Annotated in this window: 11 protein-coding genes; 3 read left to right on the top strand and 8 right to left on the bottom strand. The window is 62.2% G+C overall.

What is annotated here, in order from left to right; all coding sequences use genetic code 11:
• Nucleotides 1-5: 5 nt before the first annotated feature.
• The 8 genes from J5J10_RS14490 to J5J10_RS14455 all read right to left on the bottom strand — a co-directional run bounded on the left by J5J10_RS14490 (nt 6) and on the right by J5J10_RS14455 (nt 9,600).
• A complete protein-coding gene (locus J5J10_RS14490) occupies nt 6-1,115 on the bottom strand; it encodes an FAD-dependent oxidoreductase (protein WP_211930414.1) in 1,110 nt (369 codons plus the stop codon).
• Nucleotides 1,108-1,752 carry an ATP-binding cassette domain-containing protein gene (locus tag J5J10_RS14485; RefSeq protein WP_249116919.1) on the bottom strand — a complete coding sequence of 215 codons (645 nt, stop codon included), beginning with the start codon at nt 1,750-1,752 and terminating at the stop codon, nt 1,108-1,110. Before J5J10_RS14485 ends, J5J10_RS14490 begins: the two co-directional genes overlap by 8 nt.
• Before the next feature lie 30 nt (nt 1,753-1,782).
• Nucleotides 1,783-3,417, bottom strand: a complete 1,635-nt coding sequence (locus J5J10_RS14480; RefSeq protein WP_349252092.1) for an ABC transporter permease subunit — start codon at nt 3,415-3,417, stop codon at nt 1,783-1,785.
• Nucleotides 3,418-3,510: 93 nt separating this feature from the next.
• On the bottom strand, nt 3,511-4,740 hold the full coding sequence (locus J5J10_RS14475; RefSeq protein ID WP_211931252.1) for an ABC transporter substrate-binding protein: 1,230 nt from the start codon (nt 4,738-4,740) through the stop codon (nt 3,511-3,513).
• Nucleotides 4,741-4,742: 2 nt separating this feature from the next.
• Complete coding sequence (locus J5J10_RS14470) at nt 4,743-5,534, bottom strand: TVP38/TMEM64 family protein (protein ID WP_249116747.1); 792 nt, start codon at nt 5,532-5,534, stop codon at nt 4,743-4,745.
• Nucleotides 5,534-6,154 carry a CDP-alcohol phosphatidyltransferase family protein gene (locus J5J10_RS14465; protein WP_211930411.1) on the bottom strand — a complete coding sequence of 207 codons (621 nt, stop codon included), beginning with the start codon at nt 6,152-6,154 and terminating at the stop codon, nt 5,534-5,536. The genes J5J10_RS14470 and J5J10_RS14465 overlap by 1 nt, the downstream gene beginning before the upstream one ends.
• Nucleotides 6,151-7,662: an FAD-dependent oxidoreductase gene (locus tag J5J10_RS14460; RefSeq protein WP_211930410.1), complete on the bottom strand. Its 1,512-nt coding sequence runs from the start codon at nt 7,660-7,662 to the stop codon at nt 6,151-6,153. The genes J5J10_RS14465 and J5J10_RS14460 overlap by 4 nt, the downstream gene beginning before the upstream one ends.
• Nucleotides 7,663-7,845: 183 nt before the next feature.
• Nucleotides 7,846-9,600 carry an alpha/beta fold hydrolase gene (locus J5J10_RS14455; RefSeq protein WP_211930409.1) on the bottom strand — a complete coding sequence of 585 codons (1,755 nt, stop codon included), beginning with the start codon at nt 9,598-9,600 and terminating at the stop codon, nt 7,846-7,848.
• Nucleotides 9,601-9,718: 118 nt separating this feature from the next.
• Here J5J10_RS14455 and J5J10_RS14450 point away from each other — a divergent pair, with 118 nt between their 5' ends.
• From J5J10_RS14450 to J5J10_RS14440, 3 genes are all read left to right on the top strand, one after another.
• Nucleotides 9,719-10,672, top strand: a complete 954-nt coding sequence (locus J5J10_RS14450) for an AraC family transcriptional regulator (protein ID WP_211930408.1) — start codon at nt 9,719-9,721, stop codon at nt 10,670-10,672.
• Nucleotides 10,673-10,825: 153 nt separating this feature from the next.
• A complete protein-coding gene (locus J5J10_RS14445) occupies nt 10,826-11,812 on the top strand; it encodes a hypothetical protein (RefSeq protein ID WP_211930407.1) in 987 nt (328 codons plus the stop codon).
• Nucleotides 11,813-11,825: 13 nt separating this feature from the next.
• A complete protein-coding gene (locus J5J10_RS14440; RefSeq protein WP_211930406.1) occupies nt 11,826-15,062 on the top strand; it encodes a VWA domain-containing protein in 3,237 nt (1,078 codons plus the stop codon).
• Nucleotide 15,063 lies beyond the last annotated feature (1 nt).

Raw genomic sequence — 15,063 nt, 5'->3', positions numbered from 1 at the left:
GAGCTCTAACGATACCGACGTAGGAAATCGGTATCGTTCCTGTGTTTCCAGGCGGAAACCCATTGGCCTGAAGCCGCGAGCCCCCACTTGTCGGCCACGGCCCGGCCGTCCGCCAAGGAGATGAGCGCGAGCCAGGCACGTTGCGGCCGGTAATGAAGCAGTGGCTGCCCGGCGATCGTGCGGCCGATGTTTTCGGCCAGGATCGGTCCCTGACGGACGGCGAAGACGCCTGCCTTGGGCCGTGGATCGGGTAAGGATGCAATGTCGCCGGCGGCGAAGATTTCCGGGTGTGAGACGGAGCGTAGAGTCTCGTCGACCCGGATGAAGCCGGCCGAGTCAAGCGACAGCCCCGTCTGGGTCAGCCAGCCCGCCGCGCCGCTCGAGGTCGTCCAAACCACCTCATCCACGGAAAGCCGCCGGCCGTCGCGTGCCGCGAGTTGCCCCCGGTCGAAGCCTACGACATCAAACAGCGGGTGATGCGCAATCCCGGCCTGCTCCAGCGCGCGCGCTATGATCCGCCGTGCCAGCGCCCCGCGTTCCGGAATGAGCACCGGCGCCCGTCCTACGAGGGCAATCTCTACGGGATGTTCCGTCAGCCCATCCAGCCGATGCTTGAGTGCCAGCGCCACCTCGACGCCGGCCACGCCCTGACCGATCACGGCAAGCCGCAGCGGTTCATCCTGCCTGGTGGCCAGAGCATCCAGCCGGGCAAGCCGTTCCGTGAAACTGGCGATCGGCTTGACGGATACGCCGCCCGAGACGCTTTCGGGAAGTGACGGCGTCGAACCGATGTCGAGCGACAGCAGGGCGTAATCCAGAATGCGCCCATCCGGGAGCGAAACGCGCCGATGGGCGGGATCGATGCCTGTGACGGCGGCTTCGAGAAAGGACACGCCGCATCGCTCGCAAAGCCCGGCGAGATCGATATGGAAGTCCTCGAACGTATACTGCCCGGCGATGTAGCCTGGCAGCATGCCGGAATAGGGAGTGTGGCGCGATGGTGAGACCAGGACGATCTCCCGGTCGAGTGCCAGAGAGCCCAACTGCCTGACGACCTCGACATGGGCGTGGCCGCCGCCAACGAGAACGATTGCCCCTTCGGTTGCCTCATTCATGGCCTGACACCGGCGTTTCCACACGATGGATTGGTCCGGCGGCAGCGACGGCATCCGCTTCGTCATGGGTGACAAGGATCACCGGCAGCCGAGCCTCCCGGGCCTTGGTAAAGACCAGATCGCGCATTTGGGTGCGAAGCCCCATGTCCAGCTTCGAAAACGGTTCGTCGAGCAACAGCAGCCGGGGACGGGAGACGAGGACCCGGGCGAGCGCCACCCGAGCCTTCTGCCCGCCGGACAGCGTCGCCGGGTCGCGGGTCTCGAATCCATTTAGTTCCATTTCCACAAGAATCTCGGCTGCGATCCGATAACGCTCCTTTCGATCCGTGAGGCTGGCCGGCAGCGCGAACGCCACGTTGGCACCGACGGACATGTGCGGGAACAGCAGCGCATCCTGAAACAGGATGCCGGCCCGCCGCGCTTCGGCTGGCAGGGAAAGCAGGTCGGTATCGCCGATCGACACCGCGCCGCTGGCCTGGAAGGCCGGATCGAGAAACCCGCCGATGAACGACAGCAGGGTCGATTTCCCCGAGCCCGACGGTCCCATGACAGTGAGGACCTCGCCCGGCGCTATGCTGGCGGACAGATCGATGAGGATCGTTTCATTCAGGCGAATGACGACGCTCGACAGGCGCAGGTTCCGGTTCGGATCGGCTTGAGGCACGGATCAAATCCTCATGGCGCCGCGATTGCGGTGAAGGACAGCGGGCAGAAGGGCGGCCAAAGCGAAGGCGACGAACGGCAAGAGGGTCTGCAAGAGGGCATAAACTCCGATGACACGGCGATTGTTGCCTGACGCGAGAGCGACTGCCTCCGTCGTTATGGAGGTCAACCGACCCTCGCCAACAAGCAGCGTCGGCAGATATTGCCCGACCGAGACCGCGAAGCCAACGGCCGAGGCTGTCAGAAGCGGCCGCAGCAGCATTGGCAGGCGGATGCGCAGCAGAACCGTGAGCCGGGATTTTCCGAGCGCTGTCGCGATAACCTCATAGCGGCGATCGAGCGAGCGCCACGGATCGGCGAGCGAGAGAAAGACATAGGGCAGCACGAAGACGAGATGAACGAGGACCAACGCGGCAAGGCGATGCTGGCTGCCGCTGCCGATGAACAGCAACTGCAGGCCAAAGACGAAGGTGATCTGCGGCACTATCAGCGGCAGATAGAGGATCAGCAGGCCTTTATCTCTGCCTGTCCGTCCCGTCTGCGTCTCCCGTTCCAGACACCCGATTGTGAGAAAGAGAGCAATGAGGGTCGAGACGAAACCGGTCGAAAGCGTTGTGACCAGCGGCTCCATGATGCGCGGCAGCGCGGTCTGCCAACTGCGAAGCGTCAGGGATTGGGGCATGAGATCGGGAAACTGCCAGAGGCCTGCCACGGACCAGACGGCCAGGATGCCGATACCGGCAAAGACGGTCACGCCAATGGTGCCGATGATGAGCGCGGAGAGGCTTCGCAGGGTGCCGTCGCGGACGGCGCGGTACCCGCGGTCCCGCCAGAGACAAACCAGTGTCCCGCAAAGGCGCTCCAGCAAATGCCAGAGAAGCAACGCCGCAAGCGTCACGGCGAGCTGCAGCAAGGCGCCTGCCGAGGCGAGAAACCGGATGGAGAGGTCCGGGTCGTTCATCCACTGTACGAGCCGGGTGGCCAGCGTGCCCGGAAGGTTGGGCCCGAGGATCAGCGCCACGTCCACCACCGAGGTGGAATAGGCAATGACCGCATAGACCGCAAACCGGATCTGTCGGTAAAGCGAGGGCCAGATGAGGTAGACGAAGCCGGCGATCCGCCCGTAACCGAATGACGCGGCAAGCCTGCGAGTGGCGGCGAGATCCACCTGGGGCAGGGCCGCAAGCGTTACGAGAAACAGGAATGGCGTTTCCTTGATCACCAGCCCCGCGATCATCGTCAGCCCCATCGGATCATGGGGGATGAGGATGTCTGGCGGCCGGTCGATACCGAAGAGAGGGGCGACAAGCCGGATCAGGTAGCCGGAGGGGGCAATCAGGAAGGCCAGGCCGAAAGCAGCGGCGGCGTGCGGCACCGCCAGCAGCGGCGAGAGCAGATGCTGCAGGCGCGAGAGTGCCGGCGTGCCAGCAAATCCCGCGACGAACACCAGCGTGATCGAGAGCGAAAGCGCTGTTGCCACAATCCCGGACGCGAGGCCCAGGATCGCGCCTTCTCCGACGCCGGGTGTTTCAGCCAGCCGGCCGAACGCCTCCAGTCCGAACGTGTTGCCGCCAAGCGCCGGAAGGTAGCCGAAGGCGGGCAATATGGTACCGGCAAGACCAAAGGTTATAGGCAGCACCAGAAGCGCGAACGTGAGAAGAACCGCCGCCCTTGCAAAAAGAGCGACGGCTTGGCCGGATCCGGTTGTCGAGATGCTGTGGCCGGGCACCGATCAGTTGCCGCTCGCGTAGCGCCGGCGCCACTCGCTTTCGATCCGCTCCATCCAGCTTGCATGCGGCTCGGCGATGACCGGGCCGAGCTTGTCGGGCGACAGCGTAGCGACGCCGAGATCGAGCGACTGAAAGGCGGTCCGGTCCGCCTCGGGCAATTTGGCGAGCGAGAGCACGGTCGGGTCGCCCCAATAGGTCGGATCCTGCTTGCGCAGTTGCGCTTCCGGCGAAATCAGGAAGTTGGCCGTTAGCAGGGCCCCTTCCTTTGCATTGGCGTTGTAGGGGATGGCGACGAAGTGGGTATTGCCGAGAGTCCCGCCGGAAAAGGAGAAGGACCGGATCGTCTCCGGCAGTTCTCCGGCCTTGATGCCTGCCGAGGCCTCGGCCGGATTGAACGCGAAGATGATATCCAGTTCCCCGTCGGCGAGTTTCTGCTTCATGTCCGGGTAGTTCTTCGGGAAGGCCTTGCCAGACCGCCAGGAAACCGGATGCAGTTGGTCGAGATAGGCAAAGAGCGGCTCGACATCGCGTTCGAACGTTTTCTCGTTCACTGGCTTTGCAAGTTTCGAAGGATCGTCGATGACCTCGCTCAGTAGCTGCTTCAGGAAGGAGGAACCGATGAAATCAGGTGGGGCCGGATAGGAGAAGCGCCCAGGATTGGCCTTCGCCCAGTCAAGCAACTGCGCTGCGTTGTCCGGCATTGCCGAAGGATCTGTCCGGGCGCTGTCGTGAAAGAACACCATCTTCGCGCCGCCCCACGGGCTCTCCAGACCCTCGGTCGGCTCAGTGAAGTCGGTGAGGATGGTCGGCTGGTTTTCCGTGTCGACATATTGCCAGTTGGGCAGCGACGTCGCCCAGCCGGGCGTCAGAAGCAGGCCCTGCTTCTTCATCGACACGAAGTTTTCGCCGTTGATCCAGATGAGGTCGACCGATCCGCCCTCGTCCTTTCCGGCCGTCTTTTCCGCCACCACCTTGGAGACCGCGCTTGCGGTATCGTCGAGCTTTACCTGGACGACGGTGACGTCATAACGCTTCTGCATCTCCGAACCCACCCATTCGAGGTAGGCATTGATGTTTTCGGAGCCGCCCCAGGCGTTGAAGTAGACCGTCTGACCGGCCGCGGCCTTCTCGATGGCCGCCCAATCCTTGGCGTCAGGTTCGGCCGCCATGGCGTTGAAAGCCGCAAGGCCGGCAACAATGCCGGCGGCAAAAACTGTCTTGGCGAATCCCATTCTCATTCATTCTCCCATGTTTCGTTTTTGTCGTTCGGCACTGTCGGTGCTTGCCCTGTCGGCACTGATGCCGCCTGTCCCCGGTCTCGTCGAATATGCCTGAGCAAGGTAGGCACGGCGGCGATCACGGCCAGTCCCAGGAACGCAAGCGTGATGTCCCGGGTCACCAGGTCGGCGATCTGTGCCTCGCGTCCCGCCGCCTGCGCCGCGATCAGCACACTGTCGACGCCTTGCCCAAGGTAGGCGTAGGCGAATGTGCCTGGCAGGATGCCGATGAAGGTTGCAGCAACGAACCGCGTCAGACTGATATCGAAGAGCGCGGCAGCGATATTGACCACGAAGAACGGGAAGACGGGCGCCAGCCGGATCACCAGCAGATAGCCGAAGGCGTTTTGCCTGAAGCCGTCGGTAAGCCGCTTCACGACACCATCGACGCGGTGGCGCAAAAAGCCGCCGAAGGCCGATCGCGTTGCCAGAAAGAGAATGGATGCGCCGACGGTTGCCGCAATCGCCACCAGAGCGCCCCCCATCAGCCATCCGAACAGAAATCCGCCGAAGATGGTCAGGATAGACGCCGCGGGAAAGGAAAACGCGACAGCAAGAACGTAGATCACGACGAACACTGTCGCGGACCAGACCAGATGTTCATCGACGTAGGCACGCAAGGCCTCGCGCTGATCGGCGAGATAACCGAGGCTGAGATAGTTCTGCAGGCCGAAAAGGTAGCCGAGCAGCAGCCCTGTCGCGATGAGCAAAAGCGGGAGGTAGCGGGTTGCAGCGTCACGGCTTGACATCATTCGCTCCGCTCGCCCGAGAATACCACCCACGCCTGCCGCCAGCGGATCAGGGTGGTAATGCCGCACAGCAATGCAAACGCGTAGGCGATGGCTGGAAAAGCCGTCGGGAAAAGGCAGATCGCGACAAAGACCGCGATGGTTTCGAAACCTTCCGCCAGTCCCCCGGCATAGTAGATCCCTTTCGTGGGAAATTCGGGTGCCTTTCTGCCAAGCCTTGAGGCAACGGCGGAAAACGCCAGGAATGAAGAGCCCGTGCCGACGAAAGAGACGATCAGCACCGCCGCCGGCAGCGCATTGAACTCCGGAGACTGGACGGCAAATCCGAGCGGGATCAGCGCGTAGAACACCATGTCGAGTGCGATGTCGAGAAAGGCACCCCGATCGGTCGGGCCATGGATCCGGGCCACGGCGCCATCAAGCCCATCAAGCAGTCGGTTGCCGAGGATCAGCGCCAGCGCCGCAAGCCAATAGCCGAAGGCAAGAGCGGCGAAGGCGCCGACGCCAAGCGCGAAGCCGGAGAGGCTGAGCGTGTCGGCTTTGACGCCGCGCCGTGCGAGAAATTCGGCGATCGGCTGCAGCACGCTCCGTTGTAGCGGCAGGATGCGGGCGTCGATCATCCGCGCCTCCAGGTCTGGAACCGCTTCAGCAGCGACAGCAGAAAGCCGTTGATGTGGTTGCGACGCCACGTGCCGGCGACCATCTTGTTGGCTTCGGCGAGTGTCGGATAGATGTGGATCGTGCCGAGGATCTTGCCGAGCCCGTGCCCATGCTTCATGGCGAAGACGAATTCCGCCAGCAGGTCTCCCGCATGGTCGCCAACGATCGTTGCCCCTAGGATGCGATCCTTGCCTGGAACCGTCAAAACCTTCACAAAGCCGCGCGCCGAACCGTCGGCGATAGCGCGGTCGAGATCGTCGATCCCGAACCGGGTGACCTCGTACGCAACCTTCCGTTCCGTCGCCTCGGTCTCTGAAAGGCCGACGCGCGCGACCTCGGGATCGGTGAACGTGGCCCACGGGATGACGCTGTAATCAGCCTTGAAGCGTTTCAGATCGCCAAACAGCGCATTGACCGCCGCAAACCATGCCTGATGGCCAGCAACATGGGTGAACTGGTACGGACCCGCGACATCTCCCGCCGCCAGGATGTTTGGATAGAGGGTCTGGAGATACTCGTTCGTCTCGATGACCCGATCGACCTTGACCCCGAGTTCCTCGAGCCCAAAGCCCGTGAGACGTGGCGAACGGCCGACCGCTGCGATGATCTCGTCAAACGCAATTCGGGTCTTCCCGCCATCATGGTCGACATCGATCCATTTCTCTCCGTCGTCGACACCGCAGGCGACGGCCTTGTGCTTCGTCAGCACCCTGACGCCGTCTGCCACCAGGGAGGCAGTCACGAGCTCCGCCGCATCCTCGTCCTCGCGCATCATCAGCCGTAGCGCCATCTCGATCTGGGTCACCTCCGAGCCGAGCCGGGCAAAACTCTGCGCCAGCTCGCAGCCGATCGGCCCGCCGCCCAGTACCACCAGCCGCCGCGGCACTTTCGACCGGTCCCGCAACCGGTCCCAGAGCGTGTCGGAGGTGAGGTAGCCGACCTCCTCGATGCCGGGGATCGGTGGAACGAATGGCCGCGCTCCAGTGGCCAGGATGATCGCGCGTGTCGTGAGCCTTTGGATGCCGCCGTCGTTCAGTGCGATCTCCACGGTCCAGGGATCGATCAGTTTCGCGTAGCCCTTCAGCACCTCCACGCCCAGATCGGTGTAGCGCTCGACGCTATCATGCGGCTCGATGTCGGCGATCACCCGGTGAACGCGTTCCATCACGGCGGAGAACGGCACCTCTGGCTCGACGGCCTTGAGGCCGTAGTGGTCCGCATGACGCATCTGATGCGCAACCCGGGCGCTTTTGATCAGAGCCTTGGACGGGACGCAGCCGAAATTCAGGCAATCACCGCCCATCTTGTGGGCTTCGACCAGCGTCACCTTGGCCTTGGCGGCGGCTGCGATATAGGCCGAAACAAGGCCGGCCGATCCCGCGCCGATCACCACCAGATTTCTGTCGAACCGCTTCGGGCGGGTGAAGCTGCCCTTGCTCGGCTGGAGGGTTTCATCGGGCGATACCATAAAGGCTCCTGGTCGGTTCGGCGGCCTCGCAGGCGCCAACAATTCAATCGAAGTCTTTGCCTAATACGCTCGCAAAACAAGGATGGTTACGCCGAGGCGCAGTTTTTATGTCAAACCAACGTCCAACGCGGCGGAGGATGCCAATTCGCGCTTCGACCCGCCGACCGATCTCCAGAGGCTTTCTCATCGTGCCGCTGGCATCCCATGCGCTTCCCGGATAATCAGGTCGACGATCCGGGACGTCTGCTGATAGAGCGCGAGTTCGCCTGCGTCGCGAAGAGGCTGCATTCTGATGCGCTTGTTTCGGTTCTCGATCTGCCGAAAGCCAGCCTCGTCAAAGACGCCATCCTCCGTTGGCGCAAGCCAGGTCAGGGGTATCTTCAGCGCCTCGACCGCATCGTCGATGTCGGAACGCGCCAGGATAAGCTCGCGGACGAAAGTGGAGTGTCCCTGGGCGAGCAGGTGCGCGCAAGCGTTGCGGATGAACGGTGTGAGGTTGGCATCGGCACAGGTCGAGTAATCGAGAGGACGGGTGCGGTAGGCACGCTCGATATACCAGTCGACACCATAGGTCTGGATCATGCGGTGAGCCTGTTTGGCCATGAGATCCACAAGCCACGGCATCATCCCCGCCAGACGCATCATGGCTTGCTGGGTGGGTTGCAGACGGCGTATTCCGCTGCGGTCCAGGACCCCTGTGTAGCCGATCGCGATAAGGGACCGGAAGCGATCGGGGTGTGTTTGCGCTTCGGCGAGGAGGGGCACCAGTCCGTTGCTCAAACCGATGCCGACACAAGGTTCACCGACCACCTTGTCGAGGAAGCCACGCAGCGCGGCGAGATTGTCCTCAAGCGGTGACAACTCGGCATGCTGACTGGAGTTGCCAAACCCCGGACGCGAAAGCGCCAAGAGCTTCACACCCGCCTCCGTGAGTTGGTCCTCGATGTCGGGTGGAAGAAGGTAACACATCGGCAGTCCGCGACAGAGAATGACGGGTCGCCCATCGGGATGACCGAGCCACGTCCAGGCGATCGCGCGTCCGCCGGGCAAAGTCAGGATTTCCTCGCGTCCGAGGGGATCGCGCCAGGAATCCGTTTTGCCCTGGCGGTCCTGGATTGCGCGCCCCGCCGTCATCGCCAGAAGGCGCATCAGGTCCACCTGCGAAGGCGCTTCCGTCTTCGCCATGATGCTCTTCAACTGTGTCCTTACCGTCAGCAGCGAGACGCCCCGCTTTGCCGCGATCTCGGCGACATCGCGGACCTTGAAGAAAAGTCGGGCGATGTCGATTTCTGCCACGGAGAGGCCGAACGCCTGTCCGAGCATGTCGGAGGCGCGTTCCGTCCATTCGATCTCAAGGGAGCGGATGACCACGAAATCGGCGTTGTGCCCGTCGCGGGACAATAACCAGGCTTCCGCGAGGATGGTATGATTACCTTGCAATGGCATAAGGCGCAGGATTGCCTGGGAGCGGTTGGCACGCTTGTTGGCGGCGCGCATCAGGGTCCGATACGTTTCGAGGGAGCGCGGGTCGATCCTGTCGGCGTCAAGGAAGCTGCCCTGTCGCGCACCCAATGCCGACGCCGCCTCGGTATTCGTGACAGCAACTCGCCCCTCGGGTGAAAGGACCAGAGCCGGGCCGGGAACCTCCTGAACGGCGCGGACGAGAGGATCATTCTCCGTCGGCAGGTCAAGGCTTTCGAGGGTGTTACGTGCAAGGGCGAGCTGGGCAAGAAGCGCCGGGGACAGGCGCCGCGACCCATTCTCATCATCGGGGATGCGCCGGAGCTTCGTCTGCCAGCTCGCAATCATCGCGTCGAACGCTTCCTGATCGATGATCGCCCGATAGGTATTGGATATGATGTCCAGGTCGACGTCCGGATCTATTTCGCCCGCCGTCGATCCGTTCGCGCCGTCGGAACCGCTTCCATTTGCCTGCACTTTGATATCCCAATGCCTGGACTGCGAAGATAGTCGTTTGATACCCTATTTGGTGTATGCGCCAAAAGGCGATTGTTACTAGGACTGCAGCTGTCACGGTTTGCGGAAGGGTAGCTACATGACGATACTGTCGATCAAGTCGAGAGATTTCAGCCGCGCGCAGCGGGTCGAGGAGTTTCGCAATGTCGTCGCCAACATGACCAAGGTGGACTTCATTCCGGACGATCGGCAGGACTTCCATTCGGAAACGTCCATAGCCGTCCTGCCTGGAGTGATTGTGGGTCATGGGCGTCATTCCGCGTCCACGGCGATCCGTAGCCGGATGCATGCCGCCGATTGCAGCGACGACGTCATGTTCCATATCCCGCTCGCCGGTGGTGGCTCCATTACTCAGACAGGTGGTCTCGAGGAGGTTCTGCGTCCCGGCGTTGTCTATGCCGATCCGGGCGATGTCCCGGGAACTGTGCGTTTTGGCGGGGAGTACATGGAGGGGATCTATGTGTCCATTCCGCGTGCCCATCTCGGCCCGGCGGCGGCGGGACTGGAGGCGATGCTGAAGCGCGCGAGCCCGATGACGCCCCAATGGCGGTTGTTCCTGAACTATGCACGCACGCTCCATGCCGAACTGCCCGCTCTCGCCCCGGAAGAGGCGGCGCAATGCGTGACGCACGTCCAGGATCTAGCGCTGATGGCGCTAGGAGCGACGCGCGAAGCTGCCGAGATCGCCGCGGGGCGAGGTATCAGGGCCGCCCGGTTGAAACAGGTGAAGGCCGAGATCGAGCGCAGCCTCGTTTCACCCGGACTCAGCGCCGATGGTGTGGGTAAGCTGCTTGGCCTTTCATCTCGCTATGTCCGATCCCTGTTCGAGCGCGAGGGCACGTCCTTTCGCGACTATGTGGCGGGCCGCCGCCTCGCGCTGGCCTATCGCATGCTGGCCGATCCGTCCTTCCAGCACCTCAACATCGCCCAGATCGCCCTGGAGGCCGGCTTCGGCGACCTCTCCTGGTTCAATACCCGCTTCCGGCAGACCTATGGCATGACGCCGAGGGATGTGCGGCCTCGGAAGCCGTAACGCCTTTCCGGCAGGCGACCTTGTCTGTGCCATCGGCCCCGTAACTCGGTGCCGCCCAGCCCAAGACCCTGACATTGCCCAATCCTAATCTCCACGCAGCAGGCACTCCCTCGCCCGGGAATGCCGCTACTTGACCGTCAAGGATGCTCCTTCATGTGGAATTTCAGCCTTTCAGGTGCTCTGGCGCTCATGGCCCGCACCGCTCCTTTCCTTCTTTTTCGCATGGCCGTCTATTTCGGCATCGCCTGCGCCTATGTCATCGCCACCGGCACGGGCGCGGCGATGGGCTATGGCGTCGGCCACTTCGGTGACGCCGACTTTCTGGCCACCAGCACGGTCATCGGCGGCGTGACAGGCTTCGGTCTTGTCGCGGCTGCGCTCTATCTGCTTCGGGAATATATCCTCTACATCGTCAAGGCCGGGCACATCGCGGTTCTCGTTGAACTTATCGACGGACGGCCGTTTCCCGACGGCGAAGCGCAGGTGGCCTATGGCGGCCGGATGGTGCGCGAGCGTTTTGCCGAGGCGAGCGTGCTGTTCGGCGTCGACCAGCTCGTCAAGGGGGTGATTTCGGCCATCACCGGCCTGATCGAGGGGATTGCATCTATCCTGCCTATCCCCGGCCTTGAAACAGCGGCGGGTATGCTGCGCAACTTTCTGAAGGTTGCTGTCGGCTTCACTGACGAAGTCATCCTCGCCCATGCCCTGCGAACTCGAGCCACCAATCCCTGGGCCTCGGCGGAGGAGGCACTCGTCCTCTATGGCCAGAATTACAAGGTCATGTTCCGCAATGCGGCCTGGCTGGCGATCATGATCTACGGGCTTTCGTTCGTCGTGTTCCTGCTGGCGCTCGCCCCTGCGGCGGCGCTTGTCTATCTCATGCCCGGCGCGCTGAGCGCAGGCGGCTTCGTTTTTGCCATCCTTTTCGCCTGGGCGTTCAAGGCGGCGCTGCTCGAGCCGCTCGCCATCACCTGCATGCTGCAGGTTTTCTTCAAAACGACCGAGGGACAGATGCCGGATCCGGAATGGCGGACACGCCTCCAGGAACTTTCCGGCAAGTTCAGAGACATCGGCAGCAAGGCCGCGGCTTGGGCATCGGGTCGGAAAACACCTGTCCGCCCGGTTGCGGTATCGGCTTGAGAGGGACGAATTCATGAAAAACGCTTTGCTGAAAATCGCCGGTCTCCTTGCCGGCGTGCTGCTTGCACCGATCCCGACGGGGCACGCCGAGGAATCACCACGCACGATCATCGTCATGGATGGATCAGGCTCCATGTGGGGGCAGATCGACGGTCGGCCGAAACTCGAAATCGCCCGCGAGGCTGTGGCCGACGTGGTGACCCGTCTGCCGGCGGAGCAGGAACTCGGGCTGATCGCTTATGGTCACCGCTCCAAGGGCAATTGCGGAGATATCGAGCTCCTCGTGCCGCCGGGGAAAAACACTGGTCAAACGGTCGTCGGTGCGGTCAATGCCATGCGCTTTCTCGGCAAAACGCCTCTCTCGGCTGCCGTGCGGCAGGCCGCCGAGGCTCTGCGCTATGGTGAGGAAAGTGCAACCGTCGTGCTTGTGACTGACGGATTGGAAACCTGCGAGGCGGACCCTTGTGCGCTGGCTTCGGAACTGGAGGCGGCAGGCGTCAATTTCACCGCCCATGTGGTCGGTTTCGGGCTGTCAAAGGAAGAGGGCGCCCAGGTAGCTTGCCTCGCAGAAAACACAGGAGGGCGGTACATTGAAGCGGCAAATGCCGGCGAGCTCAGCGATGCACTGAGCGAAGCGATCACCATGGCTCCGCCGCGAGACACGACCCATTTCCCGGGCCGCCCACTCATGCCCAGAATTCAACTTCAGCCGACAGGGCAGTCGATCGGGCCTGAAGTTGCAACCCCGCAGCAGCCCGATTTCCCCCGTGACGGTACAGCCGAAGATTGCCGCGCTTTGGCGGAAGCCGATGCGGCAACTGCAGCCTGGATGTTCGAGCCGCCCGGAAGTTACTTCGTCGAAGAACCTCGCTGCCGTCTTTTCAGCTATTCGTCGGAAATGGATTGGGCGGAATTGCCGCCGGAAGACGGCTGGGTTTCCGGTTTCAAGACGGATGCTATCCTTTTTGTGCGCCCTATCGAGGAGGCGGCAATTGAGCACGGCAAGGCCGGCATGGTCAATCGGGGACCGTATACGGTCGGCGTTGCGCAGATTGAGCTCGGCGTTATTGAAGCTGGAAGCGAGACGGGCGGCGCAGCGCTGGCCTTGAGGCTCTACCCGATCGGGAACGCCAGTCCGGAAACTGCGATCACCTATAGTACGGTTGAAGGAACCGAAGGCGCCAAGGACGCTGCAATCGAGCTTGCCGCGCCTGGTTCCTATCTTCTCAGACTGGAAACCTGGGGCGGCGACAAGCTGGACGAAATGGAAATCCTTGTCGAGACGGACCCTGTCGTAACGCTCAAGGCTCCATCTGTCGTAGCACCGGGCGCCCCGATCGTGATTGAAACCAGCGGCAGTCAGTTGCGCAGCGACGGAATCGAGATCTGGCAAGGCGAAAACCAGATCGACTGGGGCCGAACACTCAGCGAACTTGCTGCTGGCCAGCCTCTGACTGCGCCGGCCGAACCAGGCACCTACGATCTGGTCTACAAGGGTTACGATTCGTCTGGTGAGCGCAGGGAGAAGGCGCGTATCCCGTTGGACGTCATAACGCCGGGTGCGACGGGATCGGCAGGTAATCTGCCGAGACAAAAGGCGGACGCTGGCCCCGGCGCAACCAACGGTTTGGGCGAAGATGTTGCCTATTCCTGCGACGGTCCGTCGCCCTGCCAGATCGGCGACGCTGCAACCGGGCTGTCCTTCATGCTGCCAGCTGGCTGGTGGACGGATTATCCCTCGACCGATCCGTATACTGCTGGGGCGCAGTCGGTTGGAGAAAAACTGCCGCCGCACGTCAATTTCTTCAGAAATGGCACAGATGATTCGCTGGTCCTTGGCCCACGCCAGTGGGTTGCCATGAACGGCCCATGCGAAAATGTGGGCGCTCTCGGCCAGTTCTGCATGTTCCAGAGCGATGATCCGCAGGTGCTCGCGGCCTATCAACTCGTCAAGGCGACGTTGAAATGGGAGCAGCAGCAGGCGACACAAAAGCAAGGTGGACAGCCTGGCTTTACAGATGGCTTGACGCCCGTCTCGTTCCGCGTGCCTTCGGAATATTCTCAAATTCCGCGCGAATGGTCAGTCGTACCGGCTGGAAACAATCCTGCGGGTGATGCTGCATGGACGTTTGAACCGGAGACTGTTTTCAACACCGAGCTGACACCGGGGCAATGGGAGGTCACCGCCTCGGAAGTAGGGACGGCTAACAAGGAATTCCGTGCGGTCATTGAAGTCGTCACTGGGCAGCCAAAGGATTTCATCATTCCACCTGCCGACGAGAATACGGCACAGGCTGAAACAGGTTCTCTGCCGGATTTCGCAGCAGGCGTTCAGCAGGGCCTTGCCGGGCAGGAGCCGCAGACCAAAGCGATGATCGGTGCGCTTTTGGGGGCGGTACAAAATGTCGGGCCGAATGGAGAGATTGATCAAAAAGCCATCATGGACGCATTACTTGGTGCCATGCAGGACCCGACTCCGGGCGCGGCGCAGGGTTGCGATGATGGTCAGGGTCACGGACCGGACAGTTGCGAAAATGGCAAGGAAGAGGGCAAGGCCTGGACCGATTATCCTCATCGCTGTCTGCCCGGTGATCGAACGGTGGAAAATTGCGACATGCGCGATGTGGCCACGGGCCTGTTCTTCCACCTCCCAGAGAACTGGGTTGCCGATGTTGCATCCGATGCAGGACGGCCGCGCGCCGAGTTTGCCGAGCAGGCCGGCTCGGCTCACTCGATCTGGCTCAATCCGAAGGAGTGGCCGCTCGGCGAGCGTGGCTGTCTCCTGACACGGGTCGGACAGTTGTGTGCCGATCCGGACAGGGGAGATGAACAGCTTGCTCGTGTCCTGCAAACGCTTCAGTTCACGCTGACCACGGGTCAGGTCCTGCGCCGCTGCGGCGACGAGGATTGCGACTTTTCCCACCCCAATCCCGTTCTTTCTGGCAAGCTGCCGGCGCTCTGGTCGGTCGAAGTCGGGCGTTTGCTCCCTGATGGCCGGATCTCGACCTGGTTCTGGGATCGCGATCCCGCCGGCAATGTCAAGCTCATCGGTCTCAATCAGCCGGGCGGTGACAATTGCATTGAGGCCGGGCAGGGGCAGATGCTCTGCGAGTTCACACCCTACATCTCGACGGAAGAGCTGGACCTCATTCGCAAGAGCCTGAAGGTCGGCGCATCCGCATCATCCGGTTCCAGAACTCTTGCGCCTGCCGAATTCGACCGCGCCATTTCGATTATCAGAGGCATATGAA

The sequence above is a fragment of the Ciceribacter sp. L1K23 genome (assembly GCF_018122705.1).
In the GTDB taxonomy this organism is placed as follows: Bacteria; Pseudomonadota; Alphaproteobacteria; order Rhizobiales; family Rhizobiaceae; genus Allorhizobium.
This window is presented reverse-complemented; position numbering and strand designations above follow the sequence as displayed.